This window comes from Caballeronia terrestris, from assembly GCF_001544515.1.
In the GTDB taxonomy this organism is placed as follows: Bacteria; Pseudomonadota; Gammaproteobacteria; order Burkholderiales; family Burkholderiaceae; genus Caballeronia; species Caballeronia terrestris.
On record NZ_FCOL02000054.1, the window covers coordinates 1 to 24,191 of the forward strand.

Consider the following 24,191-nt stretch of genomic DNA (forward strand, 5'->3'; position numbering starts at 1 on the left):
AACTGGGAGTTTCGCAACTGCTTATCTGCACCTATCCGCACGCTGCGCTTGGCTTCGCGCGATTCTGCAAGACCGACGCAGTATTCGTGGCGGGACGGCGGATCACGGCGAGCTGGATCGTCTGGTCGCTCAGGGGCTGCGCGTGGTCGAGCGGCACCTTGGCGGTTGCACATTGGAACGTGGCCGGGGCGACGTCGGCGGGACAGGCGGTCCACGTGAGCGGCGGGATGATCGTCGTCTCGGTGTGCGCGCCGCAGCCGCTCAAGATCAGCATCGATGCGCAGGCAAGCGAGAGCAGGCCGGAAAGCGTCATGGGAACCTCATGCCGTGCGTAATTCGTTGCAAAGAGTGCGTCGTGCGGCGAACGTGAGAAGAAGCGCCTGCTTCAAGCATGAGTCTGACGATTCGGATACGAAGTGTAGGACGCGAAAGCTTGAAACGCTTGCGGGCATATGCGAATTGACACCGGCGTTCGTTTTAAACTGCCCGCTTAAAACCACGACACGATCTTGACAATGACCGACATCCGCCCCGCGCTTTTTCCCGATGACGTCCAGGCCGTACGCAGCATTTTTCGCGAATATGCGGATGGACTCGGCGTCGACTTGTGCTTTCAGGACTTCGATTCGGAACTGACGAGCCTGCCCGGGAAATACGCGGCGCCGGAAGGCCGCGTATTTCTCGCGTGGGAGGGAGGCGAGGTGATCGGCTGCGTCGCGATGCGGCCGCTCGGCGACGATATCTGCGAGATGAAGCGGCTTTATGTTCGCGCTTCCGGTCGAGGTCAGCAGCTCGGCAGAAAACTGGCGACGCTCATCGTCGCAAACGCAAAGGAGGCAGGCTACCGGAAAATGCGGCTCGATACGCTGCCGGACATGTCCACCGCCCAGCAGATTTATGCATCGCTGGGATTCGTGGAAATCGATGCTTATGTATTCAATCCCGTCGAGGGAGTGAGATTTCTTGAGCTGAGTCTGATTAATTAATATGGGCCTACGTAGTCTGTAACTTTTCGTGGCGAATAGTCACGGCGGATTCAAAACCTGAATAATGAGATGGCCGGCATAACAATTATTAATCCAGTCGTCAGTTCTTATTCAGGAGCAACCGAATGCGACGTACATTATCTGCAGCGCTGTATCCCGTTGTGATTTGCACATTTCTCGCGGCTACGCCTGCGTTAGCCGCGAGCAAAAGCGTGGCGTGCCATGCCAAGGATCTTCAGGACGCGATGAGTAACGCGAACGAAGGAGACATATTGTCGCTCGCACCGAACTGTGATTACGAAATCACTGATCCATCACGGACAATGCGCTGGGACCGTAGAACGTCCGACAACCGCGCTTTGCCAGCTGTCAACACGACACTCACGATCGAGGGAAACGGAGCAACCATCCGCCCGCAGGGCCGGAGGGAAATCACTACCTCTTCATGCGAAAGCTTTGCTTATGCAGGGAATTGCCTTGGACGAAAAGTGTTTTCCTACGGAATCGGGCATAGCCAAATGGGTATCTTCACGGTAGTTAAGCCAGCCAACTTGACCTTGAAGAATTTGATATTGACCAATGGTACCTCACGCCTTGGCAGTGCAATTTGGCAAGAGGGCGGAAACGTAGTTTTGGAAAGCGTCACAATCAAGAATTCCTTCGCTTTGGGTGAATTCTTGTACAAGGGTGGCAACAGACTTCCCTCCACGGAGGGCCGTGGAGGGGCGATTCTCCAGTCGACAGGAACTATGACCATTAAAGACTCGACTATTAAGTCCGTCTCTGCGCAGAACTACGGCGGCGCTATCTATAGCGAGAATGGCAAGCTTGATCTGATCCGCACCACGATCGAGGGTTCGACGACTGGCCGCGCTGGCGGAGCCTTATATATCGCGAATTCCGTTGTGAACATTAGCGATAGCCCGTTGCTGAATAATGCCGTTGATTACAACTATGACAACTATGATGACGATTACACCAGACGGTTGATTGAAGATATAAAATATGGAGAGTTGCCAAAATATGTTGGGAGGAGTTTACGCGATCCGAGCTACACCCTTAGCGATTATTATGGAATGCCTGTTCCGCCATCCGGCGGAGCAATATACCTTGAAGCCGGATCACTTTCTCTTTCTGGTGCGCCCACTATGATTAATAAAAACATCACGACATCGCATCACTTTAAACCAAATATCGGCTTTCCGAGTGGCCTGAAGGTGGAGGCCGGTCCCGGTGGCGGCATCTATGCTCGCGAAGGCACAACTTTCAGCCTCTCCACTGGAGCGACCATTACGGGTAACACCCCCGACAACTGCAATAGCGTGATCGCGAAATCCTGTGGTCAATGACGGCGCGTCGTGATGAAATTATCCTTGCGACTGCCCGTTCGCTGCTGAACACGAGAGTCACCGGAAGACGGTAGCGGGTTTGGACTTGCCTCGCGATTTAAAACGCGGGTGCTTCGCGAATCTGCAGGATGTTTCAGGAAGGGACGCATCGCCTTCAACGATGCGTCCCACCACCTACCGCCCCCGCGTCTTCAAAAACGCCGACACCTTCTGCAGCCCTTCTTCCAGCACGCCGCGATTATTCGCATACCCAATCCGCACATACCCTTCCATATCGAGCGCGCTGCCGGGCGTGAACATCACACCGGTCTCTTCAATCAATCCTATGCAGAAATCGCGCGACGACATCGGCAGGTCATATTTGAGAAGCGCCGTCGTTCCCGACTTCGGCTTGATATAAGAAATCGCTGGTTCCTTCGCTACCCACGCGTCGAGAATCGCGAGATTCGTGCGCACAATCTCGTGATTGCGCTTCAAAATCGCCGCGCGATTTTCCAACGCGATCGACGCAAAATGATCGTCGATCATGCCGACGCTGATCGTGTTGTAGTCGCGATGCACCGAAACCGCGTGAATCAGCTCCTTCGGCCCCGCGATCCAGCCGAGCCGCAGTCCCGCGAGCGAATACGTCTTCGACATGCTGCCCGTGCTGATGCCGCGCTCGTAGACATCCGCGATCGATGCCGTGTAGCCGTTGCCTTCCTGATCGGTGCCGCGATAGACCTCGTCGCACAGCACGTAGGCGCCACACGTACGCGCGATCTCTCCGACTTCGGTCAGGAACGCCTCGTCCATCAGCGACCCGGTCGGATTATTCGGATTGTTGATCGCGATGAGGCGCGTCTTGTCGTTCACGAGGCGGCGCATTTCATCGAGATCGGGCAGGAACGCGTTCTCCTCGCGCAGCTTGAGGATGCGCACGTCGGCGCCATAGCTTTCGGGAATCGAATAGTGCTGTTGATACGTCGGCAGCACGGAAATCGCCGTGTCGCCCGGTTCGACGAGCGTCTCGTACACCAGCGCATTCCCGCCGATCGCGCCGTGCGTGATGATCACGTTGGCCGCGTCCTGCCGCTCGTACATCGATGCGATCACTTTCCGCAGGCGCGCCGAGCCTTCGATCGCGCCGTAGGTCAGCTTGAGCGCGCGCAGCTCGTCGAGGATGCTGTCCTGCTTGCCCGTCAGCGTGAGCAACTGGTCGACGGTCAGCGACTCCACGCAGGTTTCCGCGAGGTTGTAGGCGCACTTCGTTTCGTAGAGGTCCATCCAGCGTTCGACGCCGAAGTCCTTGATCTTCATCGTGTTGTCCTTGAGTCGAGTAGGCGAATGGCTACGAATATAGACCAAAAATATCATCTGGACTCTGTCGTCCATTAAACTGGGGCAGGAAACTGCAACATCGCGTCGCGCTATCGCAAGATGCGGCAGCCGCGAAAAGCAATTCAGGTAACGTGAGCGGTTCCCGACCGCGCCAGAACCACCACTCGTCCGTCATCCATGAAGAAAAAGCCGCCCTCCGATGTCCGCAAGCTGCTCCTCGAACGATACAGCCACGTAGCCGAAGGCACCGCCCTGCTCTTTTTCCCGTACGCGGAAGTCGTGATCCACGACCTGTCGACGCAGACCGTCGCGTACATCGCGAACAATCTGTCGAAGCGCGAGATCGGCGACGACTCGGCGCTCGACGAAGTCGACCACACGGCGTCGGACCGGCTAGTCGGGCCGTATGAAAAGCTGAACTGGGATGGGCGCAAGATGCGCTGCGTGAGCACGGTCCTGTTCGACGACGCAGGCGCGCCTGCCGGCCTGATGTGCATCAACTTCAATATCGCGGTCTTCGAGGACGTGCGCAGCGTGCTCGACCGTTTCATGACGGGCGTGGGCGTCGTCCCGCAACCGGAGGAGCTTTTTAGAGACGACTGGCAGGAACGCATCAACGCGTTCCTGCACGGCTGGCTGAAGGAGCGGCAGCTGAGCCTGAATTCGCTGTCGCGGCATCATCGGCGCGAACTGGTCGAGGCGCTGCATCTCGAAGGCGCTTTCAAGGGGAAAAGCGCGGCGAATTACGTCGCGAATGTTTTAGGGATGGGACGCGCGACGATTTATAAACATTTGAAGGAACTCCGGGGTCAGGTCGGCTGATTCTCCGCCGTCGTCGACGCTCCGCTCGCGTGACTCACCGCCCGGCCGCCGAACATGCAAACGATCAACGCCGCCGCCACCGGGACCCCCAACGCGAGCCGCAGCCCGACGAACCCCGCGCCCAGCCCGATAAGCGGCGGGCCGACGAGAAAACCCGCATACCCCGCCGTCGCCGCCATCGATACGCCGATGGCTGGCGTCGCGGTCGAGCGTCCCGCCGCGCTGAAAATCACGGGCACGATGTTCGCCAGGCCGATACCGACGAGCGCGAACCCCACGCACGCCGTCACGACGTTCGGCAGCCCGAGCACGAGCGCGAGCCCCGTCGCCGCGATCAGCCCGCCGATCGCCACCACCGTGCCCGGCCCGAAGCGCCGCACGGATACATCGCCGACGATCCGGCACGCCGCCATCGAAAGCGCGAACGCCGAGTAGCCGAGCGCGGCGACGCTCGCGTCGCCTTCGAGCGCCGAGCGCAGGAAAACCGCGCTCCAGTCCGCGACCGCGCCTTCCACCATCATGCAGAGGAATGCGAGCGCCGCGAGCCGCATCACGCCGGCGCTCGGCAGCGCGAGGCCACCGCCGGAATCGGTCGCCCGCTCGCCGATGTCGCGCAACGCCAGCAAGGCCGCCGCGACGACGATCACGCCGATGAAAACCGCCGGCCACGCCAGCCCGCCGACGATCCCGCCGCCCCACTTCTGGATCAGCGCCCCCGACGCCGCGCCGAGCAATCCGCCCGCGCTCCACGCCGCGTGAAACGACGACATGATCGGCGCGCGCCATTCGGTTTCGATCGTGCTCGCGTGGCCGTTCATCGAGACGTCGAGCGCGCCGTTCGACGCGCCGAGCACGAGAAGCGCGATGCAGAGCGGCAAAAACCCCGGCATCAGCGCGGGCAGCGGCAGCGCGATCACGAACGCCACCGCGAGAAGCGCCGTCGCGCGGCCACTGCCGAAGCGCGGCGCGAGACGCCCGGCGAGCGGCATCGCGACGATCGCGCCCAGCGCGAACGCGAAGAGCGCGATGCCGAGCGCGGTATCGCTGAGCGCGAGGCTCTCCTTGATGCGCGGCACCTCGACGGCCCACGCGCCGATTCCGAAACCGTTCGCGAGAAACACCGCGAGCGTCGCAATTCGTTCTTTCACTGGTTTCATGACGAGGCCACCATGACGTTGTCGCAAGCGGCTTCGAGTTGCGCGAGCCGGCCGTTGTCGAGACCGGCCTCGACGATCAGATAATCCACCGACGATGCCGCCGTCACCACGAACGGCGCCGCCGTCATCAGCTTTTCGGACGTGACCGCGATCGCCGTCAGCCCGCTCGCCTTGACCATCGCGCGCTTGAGCTCGGCGTCCTCGGCGTCGAAGGCGGCGACGCCTTCCGCCGGATCGAACGCGCACGCGCCCAGAAAGCACAGGTCCGCGCGCAACTGCTGGACTTGCAGAAGCGCCGTTGCACCGACCGCGCCCGCCGTCTGCCGCCCGACGCGACCGCCGATCAGAATCACGTCGAAGCCCGGCCGGTCGACGAGAAGCGCGCACGCTTGCGGCGAATTCGTCACGACGGTGAGGTCCGCGTCGTCCGGCAACGCGGCGGCGATCGCGACGTTGGTCGAGCCTGCATCGAGCAGGATGATCTGCCCGCGCCGGACGATCGACGCGGCGGTGGCGGCGAGCGAAGCCTTGCGATCGACGGCCTCGGTCATGCGCACCGACGCGGCTTGACCCGCGGGAGAAGTCAGCAGCGCGCCGCCGTAGACACGCTTGCAGTGCCCCGCGCTCGCAAGGTCGCGCAGGTGGCGGCGAATCGTGTGCTCGGAGGTCTGGAAGTCGGCGGCAAGTTCGGATGCCAGTACCCGGCCCTGCGCGCGCAGGCGCTCCAGGATCAGGCGTTCGCGCTCGTCGGGGAGAAGTCCGTCGGATGCGTCTTGTCGTGTTCGTTGCATGCTGTGCTCGGTTGGCGATCATCGATCATAAACGATCATAAATTATCACGATCGATCACACGACGCAACCATCATGGAACCTGAACGCGCTTCCCGCTTCGGTCCGACTCCACGATCTGCCCGATCAGTTCATGCATGCGGATCGCATCGGCGAACGTCGGCGCGAGCGAGGAACCGTTCCGCACGTCGCGCGCATGCGCCGCGTACACGTTCGCCAGTTCCAGCACGCTCGCGCCAAGATCGCTCGGCGGGAGCCAGTCGTAGTCCGTCGGAACATCGAGCGGCGTGAGCGGCTGCCCATCGCCGCGCGCGATTTCGATGCGGTTCGGTGCATCTCCGAAACTCGTCGTGTTCCACAGTTTCAGATCACCCTTGCTGCCCGTGATGTCGAGCTGCACGCCGTAGTTGTTGCGCTTGCCCGCCTCCAGATGCACGCTCAGCACGGCGCCGTTCGCGAACGCCCCGGCCAGGACGACCTGATCCGCGCTGGTGTGCGCAAGCGTCTCGCCGGTTTCGATCAGCGTGACTTCCTTGAACTGATTGACCGTCAGCGCCGACAGGCTCTCCGGGAAACCCACGATCGTGCTGAACAGCGCATCGAGAAAATGTCCGCCGTAGATCGACAGCAGGCTGGAGAAATTTTCCTCGGGAATCGTGTAATACAGCGAAGCGGGCCGCTCGCGCTGGAAATACTCGACGCTCACATGCAACCGCACCGAGCGCACTTCGCCGATCTCGCCGCGCGCGAGCAGATCGCGCAGATAGTGGTAGCCGGGATTCAGACGCCGTTGCAAGCCTACGATCGTTCGCACGCCCGCCTTGTCGGCCAATGCGAGCAGTTCCTTCGATAACGGCGTGCTCGGCGTAAGCGGCCATTCACAGTACACGTCCTTGCCCGCCGCGATCGCCGCGCGGATGCCTTCCTCGTGCTGGAACGCAGGCGTCGACTTCCGGGTGCGAAACCAGCTCCTCCACCGACGCCGCCGCATACCTGAACCCATGCCGTTCGACGAGCGCCGCGGCTTTTTCCGCGCTGCGGCTGTAGACAGCCGTCAACTCGTACTCCGGCAGCAACTTCAACGAAGGCAGATGCCCGTATTCCGACCAATGCCCGAGCCCAATCACGCCCACTCTGATTTTCTTCACGATTCCCTCTCCGGTTCAAGGCCGCGGCAGATCGACGCGGCGACGCCGGAATAGTAGGGTCGAGGGGATTGAAGATAAACAGGCCGGGATTCCGAACATTGCGGACACTCAAGTCCGCACTAGACCCGCAGATTCTCCGCGACGTAATCGATGAAAACGCGCAGCTTCGGCGACGCGTAACGACTCGCGGGCCAAAGAATCCAGAACGTGACGGTCTGGTCGATGAAATCGCCGAGCACGATCTGCAGCGCGCCGCTTTCCAGCGCATCGCGCACGAGGAAGGTCGGCACGAACGTGATGCCCTTGTCCCGGAGCGCGAGGAATCCGAGCACTTCGATCGTGTTGCTGACGAAGGTCGGCGGCAATTCCGGCTCCGCTTCCGATTCCGCGAGCCGCAGCGGCCAGCGTTCGAGCTTGCCCGTCGCGGGAAACTTGTGCAGCAGGCACGCGTGCCGCGCGAGGTCGGCCGGTTGCTCAGGCGCACCGTGCCGCTTCAGATAACCCGGCGATGCCACGAGCACCTGCCCGCACGACCCGAGCCGCCGCGAGACGAGCCGCGAATCGTGCTGCTCGCCGGTGCGGATGACGGCATCGAACCCTTCCTCGATCACGTCCACCATGCGATCGGACAGATCGACGTCGAGTTCGATGTCCGGGTAGAGCGCCATGAAGCCGTCGATGACGGGCATGATCAGCGTCGACAGTTGCGGCGTGCTGATGCGCAGCCGCCCGCGCGGGCTTCCTGCGGCGCTCGACAATTCCGCCTCGGCCGCTTCGACTTCGTCGAGGATGCGCCGGCATCGTTCGAGAAAGAGCGCGCCTTCGGCCGTGAGCGTGACACTGCGCGTGCTGCGGTGAAACAGCCGCACGCCGAGCCGCTCCTCCGTGCGCGCGATGCTCTTCCCCACCGCCGACGACGACACCCCGAGCAACCGCCCGGCCTCGGTGAAACTGCGCGTCTCGGCGACCTGCACGAACATCGAAATTCCGCTGAGGCTATCCATCGCGTATTTCCATTGCCCAAAGATTGCGGACATTTTCGTCCAGTATCTTCGGAACCTTAGCCTGTTTTTCTTTGATCGATGTGCACATACACTTTGCCTCAAGGTCACTCACGACCATTCACTTCGAGGCAACCATGTCCAAACTTCATTCTTCCGTCGCAGTCGGTCCTTTCGAATTTTCACATCGCGTCGTGCTCGCGCCGCTCACCCGGATGCGTGCCGAGGAAGGCGCCAAACCCGGCCCGCTGATGGCCGAGTACTACGCGCAGCGTGCATCGGAAGGCGGCTTCCTGATCGGCGAAGCGACCATCGCCGCGCCCAACGGCAACGGCTACCTCGGCGCGCCGGGCCTCTACGACGACGGCCAGATCGCCGGCTGGCGCCGTGTCACCGAAGCCGTGCACGCCAAGGGCGGCCGCATCTTCCTGCAGCTCTATCACGCGGGGCGCCAGTCGCACAGCCAGTTGCAGCCGGACGGCGGCGCGCCCGTGGCGCCGTCGGCGGTGTTGCACGGCGGCGTGGCCTACACCGAAGCGGGCTGGATCCCGAACACGCCGAGCCGCGCACTGACCATCGATGAAATCGCCGATCTCGTCGAAAGCTTTCGCACGGCGGCATTGCGCGGCAAGGAAGCCGGTTTCGACGGCGTCGAGCTTCACGCCGCGAACGGATACCTCTTCGATCAGTTCCTTCAGGACGGCAGCAACAAGCGCAACGACCTCTACGGCGGCTCGTTCGAAAACCGCGCGCGCTTTTTGATGGAAGCGACGCGCGCCGTGATCTCGGTCTGGGGCAGCAAGCGCGTCGCGGTGCGCTTAGGCCCGAGCGGCACCTGGGGCGACATGTCCGACAGCGACCCGGTAGGCCTCTTTAGCTATGTCGCGCAGGAACTCGGCAAGCTGGATCTGGCGTATGTCCACCTGATCGAACCGCGCGTGCTCGGCAACGTGGACGACGACACGAAGGATCAGAACCCCGTCGCCGCGCAACTGATCCGCAAGCACTATAAGGGCGTGATCATCGCGGCGGGCGGCTTCAAGGCGCACTCGGCCGAAGCGATCCTGCAAGCGGGCGACGCGGATCTCGTCGCATTCGGGCGCGATTTCATCGCCAATCCCGACTTGCCGGCGCGGCTTCGCAACAATCAGCCGCTCAATCCCGACGATCGTCCGACGTTCTTCGGCGGCACGGAAATCGGCTACACCGACTACCCGTTCCATCGCGCCGACGAATCGCTCGCGGCTTGAGGCGGAGGCGATCATGACCCCTTCCGTTTCCGCGACGCGCGTTTCGCTCGCTCCGCTCTACTGGCTGGCGCTCGGGACCTTCGCGGTCGGCACCGAGAGCTTCATGATCGCCGGCCTCTTGCCCGGCATGGCCGCCGATCTGCACACGAGCATCGTCGCGACGGGGCAGCTCGTCACGGTCTTCGCGCTCGCCTATGCGCTGTCGTCGCCCGTGCTCACCGCGCTGACCGGCGCGCTGCACCGCCGCACGCTGCTAATCGCCGCGCTCGTCGCGTTCAGCGCGGCAAATGTGATCGCGTGGGCCGCGCAGAACTACTGGGAGCTGATGGCGGCGCGCATCCTGCTCGCGGCGGCGGCCGGCCTGTACGTGCCGGGCGCGAACGCGCTCGCCGGCGCGATTGCCGGGCCCGAGCGGCGCGGCACGGCGCTCGCGATCGTCAACGGCGGGATCACGATCGCCGTCGCGTTCGGCGTGCCGCTCGGCGCGTTCATCGGCGACCGGCTCGGCTGGCGCATGACCTTCGCAGGCGTCGCCATGCTCGCGGCGGCGGCGAGCGCGGGGCTGATCCTCGGCCTGCCGCGCACGATCGGCGCGGGTCTGCCGGTCGCGACGCTGCGTGAGCGCATCGAGACGGCGCGCCGGCCCGTCGTCCTGATGACGCTGATCGTCACGACGCTCTGGGCGATGGGCGCGTACACCGTCTACACGTACCTCGCGCTCTTCGTCGCCGAGACGACGCCGCTCGCCGGCGCGCAGATCGGCTACGTGCTGTTCACGTGGGGCTTGGCGGCGGCTGTCGGCGTGTTCGCGGGCGGCAAGGCGGTGGACCGGATCGGCCCGCGCCGCGTGATCGTGCCGTGTCTCGCGGTGTCGATCGGGGCGTTCTCACTGATGTCGGCGAGCGCGCACTGGTTGCCGGCATCGATCGCGCTGGTTCCGGTGCTCGTCGGCGTGATCGCGTGGGGCGTCGCGCACTGGTCGTTCTATCCGGCGCAGCAGGCGGGGCTGATCGCCATCGCCGGGCTGCGCGGGACGCCGATCGCGCTCTCGCTCAACGCCTCGTTCATGTACCTCGGCTTTTCGCTCGGCGCGGCGCTCGGTTCGCAGTCGCTGAGTTTCACCTCGGTCGCCAATCTCGGCTGGACCGCCGCCGCGTGTGAAGTCGCGGCGCTCGCCTTGACGGTCGGCATCTGGCGCGTGCGGAACGCGTCTGCCTATGCCGCCTGCGCTTAAATTTCCGGGAAATTCACCATGTCCAGACTCTTTTCGCCGATGCAAATCGGCCCGTACACCTTAAAACACCGAGTCGTGCATGCCCCGACCACGCGCCTGCGCGCCAATCCCGACGACAGCCCGAGCGAACTCATGCGCGAGTACTACAGCCAGCGCGCATCCGACGGCGGCCTGATCATCACTGAATCGACGCACGTGTCCTACGACAGCCGCGGCTATCTCGGCGCGCCGGGCATCTATGAGGATTCGCACATCGCGGGCTGGAAGCGAATCGCCGACGCCGTGCACGCGAAGGGCGGCCGCCTCTTCATGCAACTGGGACACGACGGGCGCCAGTCGCACGTCGATCTGACCGGCGGCCCGCTGCCGATCGCGCCCTCGGTCGTGCCGTTCGAAGGCGAAGCGCTGACGCAGAACGGCTGGGTGCCTGTGTCGATGCATCGCGCAATCGACGTCGCCGAGATCAAGACGGTAATCGAGCACTATCGAAAGAGCGCCGAGCGCGCGCTCATGGCCGGAATGGACGGCGTCGAACTGCATTCGGCGAACGGCTATCTCGCCGACACGTTCCTGCAGGACGGCACCAACAAGCGCACCGACGAATACGGCGGCAGCATCGAAAAGCGCGCGCGGTTTCTGCTGGAGACAGTCGCGGCGCTGGTGTCGGTGTGGGGTGCGGAGCGCGTCGGCGTGCGCCTGTCGCCGAGCGGTCAATGGGGCGCGATCTCCGATTCGAACCCCGAAGCCACGTTCACGTATGCAGCCGGCCAGTTGAACCGGCTTGGGCTCGCGTATCTGCACATCATCGAGCCGCGCGTGAAAGGCGTCGAAACGATCGACGAAGGGCAGAAACCGGTGGCGTCGGAACTGCTGCGGAAGGTGTTCGAGGGGCCGATCATCGCGGCGGGCGGCTTCAACGGCGAAGGCGCCGAGGAAATCCTGCACGAAGGCGATGCCGATCTGGTCGCGTTCGGGCGCTTTTTCGCGTCGAATCCGGATTTGCCGTATCGGCTGCGGCACGCGCTGCCGCTTGCGCACTACGATCGGTCGGCGTTCTGGGGTGGCACGCAGATCGGCTACACCGATTACCCGCCGTATCGCGAGCAGGAAAACGCCGAGATTTGCTAGGTGCGGATCAGCGTCCGGTACAGATCGTTCGCGCGGCTCAGATGCGCGCGCATCGCCTGCTCGGCGGCGTCGCCGTCGCGCGCGGCGATCGCATCGACGATCCGCTGGTGCTCCGACAGCGTCAGTTCTTCCGCGCCCGGCGCGCGCACGAGCGGCCGGTAGTACTCGCCGGCCCAGCGAAACAGCGATTCGACGATCGACGGAAAGATCGGATTCCCGCTGATCCGCGCGATTTCGCGATGAAACGCCATGTCGCGTTCAATGAATTCCTCCAGATTCACCATCGACGCCCGCTGCTGCGCGACCTTCAACTGAAGCTGCGCGACGTCTTCCTCGCTGGCGTTCCCGGCGGCCATGCGCGCCATGCCGGCTTCGAGGAACATCCGCGCCGATTTCAGATGTTCGAGCATGTCCGGCTGCATCCGCAGCAGGTGCATCGCGCCGCCAGCAATCTGGCCGATCAGCGTTTCCGCCGTCGGCACGACGACGCGCGCGCGCTCGCCATGCACGATCTCGACGATGCCGGAGCGTTCGAGCGTCTGCAGCGCTTCTCTGATCGCAGGGCGCCCGACACCGTAGATTTCCATCAGCTCGCGTTCGGACGGAAGCTGCGCGCCGGGAGCGATTTCTCCCGAACGGATGCGGTCCATCAGCCGGTCGAGTACTTCCTGATAAAGCTTTCGACGAACAATGGTGGTCTCAGCCATGAATTCAGCCTGCACGTAGTTGGTGTGATGACCTTACCACGCGACACCGCCTCCATGAAGCTGCGCTTTCGCTTTAGTCAGCCGCGCACCGAGCCGAAGAACGACGCCTCGCCGATCTGACCGCCTTTGAGCACGATTTCGAGCCCGTCACGGCGCGCATTGCCGGACCACGCCCGGCAGAGTGGCGCGCCCGGCGCGAGTCCGGCCGTCACACTCAGCGCAGAAATACCGAGCGCGCTCGCGACTTCGCCGGAACTGTCACCGCCCGCGACCACCACGCGCTTCAGATCGACGCGATCGAGCAGGCGCTGCATGACCGCCGCGAGCGCCTCGCCGACGCGCCGCGCCGCCGCGTGCCGCGTCATGCCAGCGGCGCGCGCGGTGGCGTCGAATTCGAGGACGGCGGCATCGTCCGGGCCTTCGGCGCTGTGGACGAGCGCGCTCTGCCCACGCCCGAGCGCCTGCACCGCGACGCCGACCGCCCGCTCGATCTCGGCCTCCGTCGCGCCTTCATCGAGAACGCGGCGCAAATCGAGACGCTCGACGCAAAAGCCGTTCGCGCGCGCCCAGCCGATCTGCCCCGCCGTCACGGGCGAGCAGCTTCCGCTGACGGCGGCAATCGCATCGACAGGTTCGATGCGCGGCAGTCCCGGCGCGGTTGGCAGCAGCCCGCACGCGCGCCAGTGCGCCGCGAGCGCGTATTGCAGTCCCGACGACGACGCGCTGAACACGCCCTCTCCGCGCGCTTCCCAGACGAGGCGGCCCGCCGCGGCGAGCGTCTCTTCGTCGAGGACATCGATCAGGATGACGGGCGTGTCGTCGCCGGCGAGCGCTCGACAGTGGGCGGCGGCATCCGGCGACCGTAGTCGCACCATGTCGATCAATTCGATGCGCCGCTCGGTCTGCCGCCGCAGATGCACGCGCAGATCGGCTTCGTTCATCGGCGTGACGGGGTGGCGGGACATCGTCGGATGGCGGTCGAGGCGATGGCCCTCTCCGTCGACGGCCGCGAACAGGTTGCCGAACGCCTGATAGCGCTTCAGACGCGGCGCGCCGACGATCATCGGCGACCATTTCCCCGGCATGTGCCGCACGCCGAGATCGATCGCGCGCCCGATCGAGCCGATCTCCGGCGACGAATCGAACGTCGAGCACACTTTGTATTGCAGGATCGGCGCGCCAAGCGCAGCGAGGCTCGTGAAGGCGCGCGGCAACGCGTCGTTCATCCACTCGGGGCTGCGTCCACGCGACGATCCCGCGAGACCCACGCAGCGCACTTCGGGAAAGCGCGCGAGCAGGTCAGGCGTGGGCGCTTCGAGGCACAGGAGCGTCGGGACGCCGGCGGCGGTCATCGCTTCCATCGCGTCGGTGGAGCCGGTGAAGTCGTCGCCGTAATAGGCCAGAAGCGGCCCGGCGGGCCACGCGTCCGGCGCCGCCGCGCTCATTTCCAGAACCCCAGCGCGGCGCGCAACGCGGGATGGCGCTGCGCGTGAGTCTCGAGCGGCACGCCTTCGATCGCCGCGACCCACGCCTCGCGCAGCGCCTCGACGCCCGCCGCGACGCCGCCCGGATGCCCGAAAATGCCTCCCCCCGCCGTGTGGATCAGGTCCGCGCAGCCGATCGCGGCGTAGGTGTCGGCCGCTTGCAGGCCAGTCTGGCCGGAACTGAAGACCGGCATCGCGGCCATCGGCGCTTCAGGCATGACCGGCGCGAGCACCGAGCGGGCGGCGGCGATCACGCTGTCGTCCGGTTCGCTGAATTTGTTGGAGAGGCCGTTGACGTGCAGGTGATCCGCGCCCGCGAGACGCCAGAGCATCTGCCACGGCGCGTAATCCCAGCCGAGCTGCGGACTGCGCGATAAATATCCCCAGCCCGCGCGATGCGCGTGGATCGGCAACTGGCTGTGGCGCCGCAATTCGTGCATGCCGACGAGCCCGATCGAATTGAGCACCGCCATCACGCACGTACCGCCTTCCGCGAGCACGAGGTCGTGGCGGCGTTTCATCTGGTCGAGGTCGCCGGTCAGGTTGAACGCGACCATCGCCTTCTTGCCGGTGCGATCGGCGTGTTCGTTCACGACGCGCATCACCGCGCGCACGCGTTCGTCGAACGGACAATGCGGGCCGTCGCCCTGCAGCTCGTCGTCCTTGATAAAGTCGATGCCGCCCGCCACCAGTTCGCGCACCTGCTGAGCGGTTTCTTCAGGCGACAAGCCCACGCTCGGCTTGATGATCGTACCGATCAAAGGACCTCGCTCGACGCCCGCCAGCCTGCGCGTGCCCGTGATGCCGAACGCAGGCCCCGGATACGCCCGGGCGAACGACTGCGGCAGCCGGAGCCCCGTCAGCCGCAAGCCGGACACCTGGCGCAGCTCGAAGAGATTCCCGGCGATCGTCGACATCAGGTTCGGCAGCGACGGCCCCATGTTCTCGATCGGCCACGACAGTTCCAGCGCGCAGCGCGTATAAACCTTCCCTTCGATGCCGCCGGGCAGGCTCGGCATATCGGAGCGATCGATGATCTCGAGCCGCTCGACGCGCGCGCCCGAGCGCGCCTTGAGTTCGGGCGTCTCGGTCGGCAGCGCGACGAAGGTGCCGCTCGACTGCTCGCCGGCGATCACGTCGGCGGCAAGCTGCGGATCGACGCCGGTTTCGAGCCAGTAAGTGGCGTGGATGCGTTCGGTCACAGTGGTTTTCCTCGAATGAATGAGCAGGCGCGCGGCGTCTCGAAATCAGGTGATGCGCCGGATGCTTTCCGCGATCTCCTCGCGATCGAAGACCTTCTTCCAGTCGTCGCGCATCAAACGCGGCTTGCCGAACTCGATCGCCTTGTTGCAGGCGTCGGAGAATGCGCCCGGGATTTCGTTGAAAATCACGGCGCCGAGGATATTCATGTGCCCGAGCAGGAAGTCACGCGCCGCTTCCTTCGGCACGCCGCGCGCGACCGTTTCCTCCATCGCTTCGCGCATCACGTAGAGCAGCGTCGCGCAGATCGTCTCGGAAAGTCCCGGCTCCAGCAGCGCCATCTGGTCGACGGTCAGGCGGTACGAGCGCAGGATCGGCTGATAGATCACCTTCGCGACCGCTTCGCCCAGATCGAACGCTTCTTCCGGCCCCTGCATCAGCGCGCTCGTGATCGACTGCTTCGCGTACGCGCCGCCGAAGAAGTCGCGGCGGCCCTCGGTCGTGGCTTCGTCGTTGAAGATCAGCGGGTGGCACGGGTGCGCGACGAAATACGTCAGGTCCTTGCGGTCCGGCAGGTGGCCGGCGAACGGCGCGGCGGCATCGAGCGTCATCACCATCGTGCCGGGACGCAGCTTCGGCGCGATGTCGTGGCTCAGCTTGCCGATCAGCGTATCGGGCACGGAGAGGATCACGACATCGGCGCCGTCGAGGGCCGCGTCCGCGGAAACGCATTCCACGTTCAGTTCGTCCTTCAGGCGCTTCCTGCCGCCCTCGCCCGGCTCGACGTGCGCGACGCGGTAATCCGACTTCAACAGGTTGCTCGTCAGGCGGTAACCCATCTTTCCGCCTGCGCCAAAGAGTGCAATCTTCTCGTTCATTTCGATATCTCCGGAATTTCGTTTCGGTGAAAAAGCGTTATTTGACGGGCGTGTGCGGCTTGAGGCCAGTCGGGACGGCGTCGTCGCGCGCACCTTGCCGCGTCGTCGAGCCGATGGCGAACGCGAGTCCCGCCGACATCAGCATGAAGGCCCCGACGATGAACATAGGCGCCTGGTAGGAACCCGTCGCGTCCTTGACGGCGCCCGTGATGTACGGCGCCATGAAGCCCGCGAGATTGCCGACCGTGTTGATCAGCGCGATACCGGCAGCGGCCGCCGCACCCGACAGAAAGCGCGCAGGCAGCGCCCAGAAGTTCGGCAGCGCGGAGAAGATCGCGCAGGCGGTGATCGTGATGACGGCGATGCTGGCCGTCGGCGAGCGCATGAAGAGCGCCACCGGGATGCTGGCCGCGCCGATCAGCGCCGGGATGCCGATGTGCCACGCTCGCACGCCGCGCTTCGTGGCGTTGCGGCTCCACAGGAACAGCGCGACTGCGGCCGGCAGGTAAGGAATCGCGGTGATCAGGCCCTTCTGGAACACGTTGAAGTGCGTGCCGAAGCGGCCTTCGAAGCCGCCGATGATCGTCGGCAGGAAGAACGCCAGCGCGTAGAGGCCGTAGATCAGGCCGAAGTACATCAGCGCGAACATCCAGACGCGGCCGCTCATCATCGCGGCGCCGGGGCGCAGCGTATGCGGCGCGGCGGACTGCGTCTTCGCGCGTTCTTCGGCTTCGAGTTCCGCCGTGAGCCATTGCTGCTCGGCGGGCGTGAGCCATTTAGCCTGCGACGGCCGGTCCGCGAGGTAGAACCACGCGATGAAACCGACCGCGATCGCCGGGATAGCCACTCCGAAGAACATGATCCGCCAGCCGGCAAGGCCGAACGCACCGTTCGCTTCGATCAGGAGCGACGCAATGGGCGCGCCGATCACGATCGTCAGCGGCTGGGCGAGGTAGAAGAGCGCGAGGATGTGGCTGCGGTGCCGCGCGGGCACCCACATGCTGAGGAACAGGATCGCGCCGGGGAAGAAGCCGGCTTCCGCGACGCCGAGCAGAAAGCGCAGCGTGTAAAGGCCCTGAATGCTGCTGACCCACGTGAACAGCAGCGCGACGACGCCCCACGTCACCATGATCCGCGCGAGCCAGCGGCGCGCGCCGAACTTGTGCAGTGCGAGGTTGCTGGGAATCTCCAGCAGGATGTAGCCGATGAAGAACACGCCCGCGGCGAGCCCGAACTGCGCGGCGGTGAGGCCGAGATCCTTGGTCATCCCGTTCGGGCCGGCGAAGGAAATCGCGGTCCGGTCGAGGAAGTTGATGAAGAACATCAGCGCCACGAACGGCACGAGCCGTAGCGACACCTTGCGAATCGCCGATCGTTCGATCGACGCGAGCTCTGCAGTTTGCATTTCGCCTCCTCCGCGTGGGGATGGTATGGACCGATTTCTTTTTATGCTGGTGTGATGAGTAGACCATGTGGCCTGATCACGAGATATCGGGGAATACGCGAGGGGTTCTGCGGAGGAGTTTTGGTGTGACGAATCGCGGCGTTAAACAGCCAGCGAAACGATATTGACGATGCCCTGCCGCGCCATCTTCGCGTACGGGCAGAAGCGCTCGGTGTGGCGCACGAGCGCTTCCGCCTGCGCGCGATCGATGCCGGGCAGGTGGATCGTGATGTCGGCTTTGAGCGTGAAGAGGCCATCGACGGGATCGCGGCCGAAGGTGACTGATGCGTCGACTCTCGCGTCGGGAATCGCGATGCCGGCTTTCGCCGCCAGCAGGCTCAGCGCGCCGTGAAAGCACGCCGCATAGCCCGCCGCGAAAAGCTGCTCGGGATTGGTGCCGCCGCCGGGTCCGCCGAGCGCGGCCGGCAGGCGCAGGGTGATGTCGAGATTGCCGTCGTCCGAGCGGGCGACGCCCGACGCGCGGCCGTGCGCCGCGTCGCCGCCTGTGACGCTCACGGTCGTCGTATAGAGCGCGCGAAAATCCGGCCCGTGGTACTTGTCGAGCAGCGTGAGCGGCGGCGGAAGCAGCGGCGGCGGCATGATGCGGATGTCAGCGCGCCGCTTGCGACTGGCTGAACCATGCGTCGAAGCCGGTCTTGCCGAGACGCGGATTCGCGCCGGGCACGAGCGTGTCGTCCTTCAGTTCGGCGCCGAAATAGCGCGCGTGCACATCGGACACGACCTTGCGCGGATCGTGCGTAGCGGTGAGATACCGCTGCACGAGGTCCGACAGGCGCACTTTCTCCGGTCCCGCCACTTCGACCACGCCGTTCAGCGGTTCGCCCAGCGCGTAGTCGGCGACGGCGAGCGCGATGTCGTCGGAGGCGATCGGCTGGATGTAAGCCGGCGAGAGATGCACGGTGTCGCCCTGCGTCCCCGATTGCGCGATGCCGCCGAGGAATTCGAGGAACTGCGTCGAATGGACGATCGTGTACGGAATGCCGGCGGCGCGGATCAGCTTTTCCTGCGCGATCTTGCCGCGGAAATAGCCGCTTTCCGCGAGCCGGTCCGTGCCGACCACCGACAGCGCGACGTGATGCTTCACGCCTGCCGCGCGTTCGGCGGCGGAGAGGTTGCGGCCCGACGTCTCGAAGAATTCGAGGACGGCGTCGTCGGCGAACGACGGCGAGTTCGCCACGTCGACGACGACCTGCGCGCCCGCCAGGGCCTCGGCCAGTCCCTCGCCGGTGATCGTGTTGACGCCCGATGCGGGCGATGCCGCGAGCGCCTCATGATCCCGCGCGCGCAGTTCCTTCACCACCTTGCTGCCAATGAGTCCGCTACCGCCGATGACTACGATCTTCATGATCCCCTCCGATGATTGCGCGGACGCGATGCCGCGGGATGTCGCGCGGCCGGGCTTGGTGAATCCACTGAAGCCGGGCCGCGTACAGGAGCCATCCTAGGCGCGGGCTTGGCCGGACAGTAGCCTCCCGCGCGGACGCTCGGTGTTGCCCTCGGGACACCAATCAGCGCGCTGTCTGCAACGTCTGATTGATGACGCCGCTGAAACAATCGAGATCGAGTGCGCGCGTGTGCTCAATCATGTAGTCGACGAAGACGCGAATTCGCGCCGGCAAATGCTTGCGGCTGAGATAGCAGATGTAGTGGCCGCTATCGTCGGGTGCGTGCTGCGCGAGACACGAGAGCAACTGCCCGCGACGCATCGGTTCACAGACCTGGTACCCCGCCAGTTGCGCGATGCCCTCGCCTTCGAGCACGGCCTGCAGGACGAGGTCGGGATCGTTGAACGTGTGGCGCGCTTTCGGCGTCAGCTTTTGCGCGTGCCCGCCGACCTTGAATTCCCACTCGCGCACGCGGCCCGACGCCGCGCGGAAATTGATGCAGCGATGCGCGGCGATTTCATCGACCGTGCGCGGCAGGCCGTGCGCGCTCGCATACCCGGGCGACGCGCAAACAAACATCTGCATCGGAATCAGTTGCCGGGCGACAACCTGGCTGTCTTCCATGCGTCCGTCGCGGAAAGCGACATCGACGCGGTCGGCGGTGAAATCGGCTGCGGTGTCGGAGAGGAGCAGTTCGAGCGCGATATCGGGGAACGCCGCATGAAATCCGCGCAGGAGTGGCGCGACGACGCGTCGGCCGAACCCGGTCGTCGAGCTGATGCGCAAGTGTCCGCGCGGCGGACCGCTGCGCAGCTCGCGCATGTCGTCGAGCGCCTGCATGATGCGCTCCACGCCCGGATGACAGTTTTCGTAGAACAGTTCGCCTTCGCGCGTCAGCGACGTGCGGCGCGTGGTTCGCTGGAAGAGGCGCGCGTCGAGTTGCGCTTCGAGCTTCTGCACGTTGCGGCTCACCGCCGAGCGGCCGATGCCGAGCCGGTCCGCCGCCTTCGCGAAGCTGCCTTCGGCGGCCACCGCGAGGAACGCGACGACGCCCGTGTAGCTCGTGACGAAACTGCACGCGAATGAATCGTCGGCGTTCGCGCTGCGAGGAAAAGAGATGTCAGACATGGAGGTGCGGGTCGAAGTGTCCATACCGGATAAGACGTTCGACCTGCACATCCTGTGACAGCGCCCGGCGTTTTTATTACTGCACGGGCGTGAGGACCGGCGCGCCCTTGTTTTTCAGCAACAGGACGATGAATTTCGCGGGCTTCGTCTTGCTTGCATTGCGGCCAACGGTGTGGACATCGTTCGGGCCTTCGTAGAACGTCTGGCCCGGCTTGAGCGTAACTTCCTTGCCGCCGCGCAACTGCATCACGATGGTTCCTTCGAGCACGTAGACGAAGGCGTGCGCATCGTGGCGGTGAATCGGGTCCACGGCGCCGGGCGGGTACACGACGCTGATCATCAGCGCTTCCTTGCCGGGATAGTCCGGCAGCGGCTCGGTCATGAGCGGCGTGACGACGGCTTCCGGCGCCGCCGCCGCGGCAGGCTGGGTCAGCAGCGCGGCGAATAGCAGGAGCATCGGCGACGCGGTTTTCATCGGATTGGACATGATGGGTCTCGATGAGGTCGAAGGGTTTGCGCGCCACGGCCTTGCAGCGCCACGGCGCTTCGTCAAGCTTAGGACAAGCCGGCCTTGTCGAGGCCGAAAGCCTTGTCCGACGATCCCGGCACCGTCCTGAACGCGACGTTCGCGCGGTTCCATCCGTTGATCGCCATCACTTCGTAGGTCAGGTCGGAGAGTTCCTTTTCCGAGAACTGCGTGCGTACGCGTTCGTACAGTTCCTCGGCGACGCCCTCTTCGGGCAGCTTCGTCAGCACTTCGGTCCACGCGAGCGCGGCGCGTTCGCGCGGGGCGAAGAGCGTCGATTCGCGCCACGTCGTCAGGTGGTGGATGCGCAGCTCGCGCTCGCCGTTGATCTTCGCCTGCTTCACGTGCATGTCGACGCAGAACGCGCAGCCGTTGATCTGCGAGGCACGGATCGCGACCAGATCGCGGATCGATTCCTCGATCGCGCCTTCCTTGATGAGGTTGCTGAATTCGAGGAATTTTTTGAACAGTGCGGGGGAGTGCTGGATGTAATTAAGGCGTTGGGACATGGTTTCTCCACAGGTGACGGCGAGGCGCCGGGTGGAGTCATCGTAGGGGCGGGGTTGCGAGTGCGGTAGGCATGGGGAGGGGCTCATGCTGTTGCGCGTGGAGCGACAATCGGACGAATCTGATACTTGCCGCTGCCCTCCCTCGGTAACGTGGCCGTCATTCTTCGCGCGACGCTCCTTGAACGTCGCACGTTCGCTGCGCTTCGGGGCGTTTATTGGGCGAGATTGAATGGCGACAGAACTCAAGACGGACTCGTGGCACCGCTACGTGCTGTACCGAAACAGCGACCGATACATACCCTTTGCCCCCGACGACGAGCGGCGAAACGCAGTCGAAGCGGGCAAGAAGTTCACGGCATCGGCTTATGCGGATGTGTGGGCCAGGGACGCGGGACTAGCCAGCCGGGCGCGCGCCTTCCTTGAAAAGAATTTCCACTGGCACGAGCGTCTCGCCAAATGCGGCACCGATCTTGACGTCGTGCAAACGCTGATGGATATGGTGGGTGGCGGCAGTGTCGTCGTGATCCCTGAGAAACCGCTAGTTACCGGCGTTGGGGGGGCGTCGACGAAGGCCGGATCGTCGTCGTTCTGGGGCGTCGAGGACTACGACCGCCTCGCTATGCAAGCGTGCAGGAACAGTATCAGGCGCAGCTCGCGGAGTGGGAAGCCAACGCGACGCCGCGGGAAGAAATCGAAGCGATGAACGACAGCATTAACGCGAAGTTCATGCACGCGGCGATGCTGAGAGACCCCCTCGGCATGTTGCCGTTGTTCGCGCGCGGGATGGATCAGCAAGTACGGTTTGCCTGAGGGGCTCTCGAAGTGGGGCGAAGACCGCGCGGTGAGGACGCCGCTCGGCGAGGCAGAGCCGTTCGGGTTGGGTGAGGGTACGCTGTCGGATGATGTATCGAACGCGGTCGAGGACATTGCCATTTCCCCAGCAGATCAAGCGAGATGCCTGGCGGAATGGGAGCAGGATCACGACGATTGCCAAACGTTCGGTCGTATGATGGGCGGGTCAGCGCGCATCGCGATGTGCCTCGAAAACGCACGGCATCGATGTAACATTTGCATGGGATACACAAGGCCGATATGAGCAGACCGAGAACACCGAGTTCAGTTGTGGTGCGTTACGACGACGAGCGGAAAATGTTGATCTGTAACACCGTTGCTGACGACCAGGTTCAGCCTTTATGCGCGGGCAAGCTGGATATCCCAGTCCTGCTCGATGACTTTGATTACCAGATCGATGATGAATTTGCCCGGCGCTTTGGTGGCGCAGTTCTGAGTTTGCTCGCGAACTACCAGCCGGAACTCAAGCCGTTCATATCCTTTACCGAGCAACCGGTATCGCCGTCCGATCGAACCCCTCCAGCCGCGCCCACCGATTGACCGGGAGCGAGCCTCGCGAACGCACGGTCTGATCACGGACTTTCGCCGCGGCGCGCGCGTCCGTGCCAACGGTCCGACATAGGCCCAATGCAGAGGGTTATTAGTGACAAAAGTTGATCGATGTCGTTCGCTGATCGTCGAGTACTTGCCTGATGACCGGCGAATCTCCGTGTACGGTGTCGAGAAGGAAATAGCCGCATCGTTGACGACGAACGCGCTAGAGGCGCCGATATTCCTCGATGACGAGGCCGGCAAGGAGGGCGCCGAATTCACGCTTGATGACGAATTTGCTCGGCGGCTTGGGAACGCATTGCTCAATGTACTGGCGTTGTCCTATCCCGGATTTACAGAAGTCGCTAACGGCGACAAACAGCCCGCTTTCGCCCAAAGGCTCGGGTTCCGAGTAAGCGACTCATCCTATTGCGCTTGAGGCGACAATCCGAGGAGCCTCAGCCGCTTCCATATGCAGCCGCCAACCGCGCCAGTTTCTCCGGATTGCGCTGCACGTGAATCCGCACGATCCGCTCGCCATCGGTCTCGTACGACTGCGCGGACTCCAGTTCCCCGTCGATGAACCGCAGCAGCGCCCACTGCCCGTTGAGCAGCGCAAGCTCCACCCGCTGCGCATCGCCATACCGCAGGTTCGAGGCATAAAAAAGCTGCGCGATACGCCGCCCGCCGACCATCGGTTTCGGAAAGCTCGGTACGCGTCCGCCGCCATCGCCGATGAGCATCGCATCGTCGGCCAGCATCGAACTGATCGCCGCGAAATCGCCGAGCGCGAGCGCCTGCGCGAACACCTTCAACAGCCGCAGATGAATCTCGCGCGACACGGCGAAACGCGGCCGATCGTCGCGCAACTGCGCCTTCGCGCGGCTGACGAGCTGGCGGCACGCCGCTTCGCTCTTGCCGACGGCGTTCGCGACTTCGCCGTAGTCGGCATCGAAGACTTCGCGCAGCAGGAACGCCGCGCGCCCTTCCGGGCTCAGTCGCTCAAGCAGCATCAGGAACGCGACGGAGACGTCGTCCGCGCGCTCGGTGACCTGCTCGGGCGTGTCGGGCGAATCGGTGAGTTCGGGCTCCGGCAGCCAGATGCCCACGTACTGCTCGCGCTGCACGCGCGCGGCGCGCAGGCGGTCGATCGAGAGCCGCGTCGTGACGGAGACGAGCCACGCCTCGGCGTTCTCGATCGTCTCGCGCGCCGCCGCGTGCCAGCGCAGCCAGACGTCCTGCACGACGTCCTCGGCCTCGGCCACGGAGCCCAGCATCCGGTACGCAATGCCCTGCAGGCGGCGGCGCAGTCCGTTGAAGGTGCGGGTGGCGTCGTCCATGG

At 64.2% G+C, this 24,191-nt stretch carries 26 protein-coding genes and 1 pseudogene; 10 read left to right on the plus strand and 17 right to left on the minus strand.

The window, feature by feature from the left end:
• The 3 genes from AWB67_RS42050 to AWB67_RS27725 all read left to right on the plus strand — a co-directional run.
• On the plus strand, positions 1 to 335 hold a 335-nt coding region (locus AWB67_RS42050), incomplete at its 5' end, for a hypothetical protein (protein ID WP_235025355.1).
• 180 nt (positions 336 to 515) lie between these two features.
• Positions 516 to 986, plus strand: a complete 471-nt coding sequence (locus AWB67_RS27720; protein WP_087659403.1) for a GNAT family N-acetyltransferase — start codon at positions 516 to 518, stop codon at positions 984 to 986.
• Positions 987 to 1,111: 125 nt separating this feature from the next.
• Positions 1,112 to 2,335 carry a hypothetical protein gene (locus tag AWB67_RS27725; protein ID WP_125477695.1) on the plus strand — a complete coding sequence of 408 codons (1,224 nt, stop codon included), beginning with the start codon at positions 1,112 to 1,114 and terminating at the stop codon, positions 2,333 to 2,335.
• A gap of 174 nt (positions 2,336 to 2,509) precedes the next feature.
• On the opposite strand, the gene AWB67_RS27730 is transcribed toward AWB67_RS27725, so the two are convergent.
• Positions 2,510 to 3,634 (minus strand): aminotransferase, encoded by a 1,125-nt coding sequence (locus AWB67_RS27730; RefSeq protein ID WP_087659405.1) that lies wholly within the window; start codon positions 3,632 to 3,634, stop codon positions 2,510 to 2,512.
• 198 nt (positions 3,635 to 3,832) lie between these two features.
• Between AWB67_RS27730 and AWB67_RS27735 the strand changes: the two genes are divergently transcribed.
• Positions 3,833 to 4,477 (plus strand): helix-turn-helix transcriptional regulator, encoded by a 645-nt coding sequence (locus AWB67_RS27735; protein WP_087659406.1) that lies wholly within the window; start codon positions 3,833 to 3,835, stop codon positions 4,475 to 4,477.
• On the opposite strand, the gene AWB67_RS27740 is transcribed toward AWB67_RS27735, so the two are convergent.
• The 5 genes and pseudogenes from AWB67_RS27740 to AWB67_RS27755 all read right to left on the minus strand — a co-directional run bounded on the left by AWB67_RS27740 (position 4,465) and on the right by AWB67_RS27755 (position 8,575).
• Positions 4,465 to 5,634, minus strand: coding sequence for an MFS transporter (locus AWB67_RS27740; protein WP_087659407.1), 1,170 nt, complete (start codon positions 5,632 to 5,634; stop codon positions 4,465 to 4,467). The genes AWB67_RS27735 and AWB67_RS27740 overlap by 13 nt on opposite strands.
• Entirely contained in the window at positions 5,631 to 6,425 is a 795-nt protein-coding gene (locus tag AWB67_RS27745; RefSeq protein WP_087659408.1) for a DeoR/GlpR family DNA-binding transcription regulator, read from the minus strand. Before AWB67_RS27745 ends, AWB67_RS27740 begins: the two co-directional genes overlap by 4 nt.
• A 71-nt stretch (positions 6,426 to 6,496) precedes the next feature.
• Complete coding sequence (locus AWB67_RS27750; protein ID WP_235025357.1) at positions 6,497 to 7,237, minus strand: Gfo/Idh/MocA family protein; 741 nt, start codon at positions 7,235 to 7,237, stop codon at positions 6,497 to 6,499.
• A gap of 42 nt (positions 7,238 to 7,279) precedes the next feature.
• Positions 7,280 to 7,571, minus strand: a pseudogene (locus AWB67_RS42055) (Gfo/Idh/MocA family protein); the annotation flags it as partial.
• A gap of 119 nt (positions 7,572 to 7,690) precedes the next feature.
• Positions 7,691 to 8,575, minus strand: a complete 885-nt coding sequence (locus AWB67_RS27755; protein WP_087659409.1) for a LysR family transcriptional regulator — start codon at positions 8,573 to 8,575, stop codon at positions 7,691 to 7,693.
• 134 nt (positions 8,576 to 8,709) lie between these two features.
• Here AWB67_RS27755 and AWB67_RS27760 point away from each other — a divergent pair, with 134 nt between their 5' ends.
• From AWB67_RS27760 to AWB67_RS27770, 3 genes are read left to right on the plus strand one after another with little or no spacing between them, the layout of a single operon-like run.
• A complete protein-coding gene (locus AWB67_RS27760) occupies positions 8,710 to 9,822 on the plus strand; it encodes an alkene reductase (protein ID WP_087659410.1) in 1,113 nt (370 codons plus the stop codon).
• 13 nt (positions 9,823 to 9,835) lie between these two features.
• The gene (locus tag AWB67_RS27765) at positions 9,836 to 11,056 is read left to right on the plus strand and encodes an MFS transporter (RefSeq protein WP_087659411.1); all 1,221 of its coding nucleotides are present in this window, start codon (positions 9,836 to 9,838) and stop codon (positions 11,054 to 11,056) included.
• An 18-nt stretch (positions 11,057 to 11,074) separates the two neighbouring features.
• Positions 11,075 to 12,184 carry an alkene reductase gene (locus AWB67_RS27770; protein WP_087659412.1) on the plus strand — a complete coding sequence of 370 codons (1,110 nt, stop codon included), beginning with the start codon at positions 11,075 to 11,077 and terminating at the stop codon, positions 12,182 to 12,184.
• Here AWB67_RS27770 and AWB67_RS27775 read toward each other — a convergent pair.
• The 10 genes from AWB67_RS27775 to AWB67_RS27820 all read right to left on the minus strand — a co-directional run bounded on the left by AWB67_RS27775 (position 12,181) and on the right by AWB67_RS27820 (position 21,466).
• Positions 12,181 to 12,891, minus strand: a complete 711-nt coding sequence (locus tag AWB67_RS27775; RefSeq protein WP_087659413.1) for a transcriptional regulator NanR — start codon at positions 12,889 to 12,891, stop codon at positions 12,181 to 12,183. The genes AWB67_RS27770 and AWB67_RS27775 overlap by 4 nt on opposite strands.
• 77 nt (positions 12,892 to 12,968) lie before the next feature.
• Positions 12,969 to 14,336 (minus strand): 3-oxo-isoapionate kinase OiaK, encoded by a 1,368-nt coding sequence (oiaK, locus tag AWB67_RS27780; RefSeq protein ID WP_087659414.1) that lies wholly within the window; start codon positions 14,334 to 14,336, stop codon positions 12,969 to 12,971.
• The gene (locus tag AWB67_RS27785; protein WP_087659415.1) at positions 14,333 to 15,577 is read right to left on the minus strand and encodes a ribulose-bisphosphate carboxylase large subunit family protein; all 1,245 of its coding nucleotides are present in this window, start codon (positions 15,575 to 15,577) and stop codon (positions 14,333 to 14,335) included. Before AWB67_RS27785 ends, oiaK begins: the two co-directional genes overlap by 4 nt.
• Before the next feature lie 45 nt (positions 15,578 to 15,622).
• The gene (locus tag AWB67_RS27790; RefSeq protein ID WP_087659416.1) at positions 15,623 to 16,453 is read right to left on the minus strand and encodes a phosphogluconate dehydrogenase C-terminal domain-containing protein; all 831 of its coding nucleotides are present in this window, start codon (positions 16,451 to 16,453) and stop codon (positions 15,623 to 15,625) included.
• A 37-nt stretch (positions 16,454 to 16,490) separates the two neighbouring features.
• A complete protein-coding gene (locus AWB67_RS27795; RefSeq protein WP_087659417.1) occupies positions 16,491 to 17,858 on the minus strand; it encodes an MFS transporter in 1,368 nt (455 codons plus the stop codon).
• Between the two features lie 141 nt (positions 17,859 to 17,999).
• Entirely contained in the window at positions 18,000 to 18,497 is a 498-nt protein-coding gene (locus tag AWB67_RS27800) for an Ohr family peroxiredoxin (RefSeq protein WP_087659418.1), read from the minus strand.
• A gap of 10 nt (positions 18,498 to 18,507) precedes the next feature.
• Positions 18,508 to 19,263, minus strand: coding sequence for an SDR family oxidoreductase (locus AWB67_RS27805; RefSeq protein ID WP_087659419.1), 756 nt, complete (start codon positions 19,261 to 19,263; stop codon positions 18,508 to 18,510).
• A gap of 163 nt (positions 19,264 to 19,426) precedes the next feature.
• Positions 19,427 to 20,431 (minus strand): LysR family transcriptional regulator, encoded by a 1,005-nt coding sequence (locus AWB67_RS27810; RefSeq protein ID WP_087659420.1) that lies wholly within the window; start codon positions 20,429 to 20,431, stop codon positions 19,427 to 19,429.
• Positions 20,432 to 20,507: 76 nt separating this feature from the next.
• Positions 20,508 to 20,906: a cupin domain-containing protein gene (locus AWB67_RS27815; protein ID WP_087659433.1), complete on the minus strand. Its 399-nt coding sequence runs from the start codon at positions 20,904 to 20,906 to the stop codon at positions 20,508 to 20,510.
• 80 nt (positions 20,907 to 20,986) lie between these two features.
• Entirely contained in the window at positions 20,987 to 21,466 is a 480-nt protein-coding gene (locus AWB67_RS27820; protein ID WP_087659421.1) for a carboxymuconolactone decarboxylase family protein, read from the minus strand.
• Positions 21,467 to 21,695: 229 nt separating this feature from the next.
• Here AWB67_RS27820 and AWB67_RS27825 point away from each other — a divergent pair, with 229 nt between their 5' ends.
• The 3 genes from AWB67_RS27825 (at position 21,696) to AWB67_RS27840 (ending at position 23,288) form a co-directional block, all read left to right on the plus strand.
• Positions 21,696 to 22,169 (plus strand): hypothetical protein, encoded by a 474-nt coding sequence (locus tag AWB67_RS27825; RefSeq protein WP_087659422.1) that lies wholly within the window; start codon positions 21,696 to 21,698, stop codon positions 22,167 to 22,169.
• Between the two features lie 419 nt (positions 22,170 to 22,588).
• Positions 22,589 to 22,858 carry a hypothetical protein gene (locus AWB67_RS27835; protein ID WP_235025356.1) on the plus strand — a complete coding sequence of 90 codons (270 nt, stop codon included), beginning with the start codon at positions 22,589 to 22,591 and terminating at the stop codon, positions 22,856 to 22,858.
• A gap of 103 nt (positions 22,859 to 22,961) precedes the next feature.
• Complete coding sequence (locus tag AWB67_RS27840) at positions 22,962 to 23,288, plus strand: hypothetical protein (protein ID WP_125477696.1); 327 nt, start codon at positions 22,962 to 22,964, stop codon at positions 23,286 to 23,288.
• Positions 23,289 to 23,307: 19 nt separating this feature from the next.
• On the opposite strand, the gene AWB67_RS27845 is transcribed toward AWB67_RS27840, so the two are convergent.
• Positions 23,308 to 24,189, minus strand: a complete 882-nt coding sequence (locus tag AWB67_RS27845) for an RNA polymerase sigma-70 factor (protein ID WP_087659434.1) — start codon at positions 24,187 to 24,189, stop codon at positions 23,308 to 23,310.
• Positions 24,190 to 24,191 lie beyond the last annotated feature (2 nt).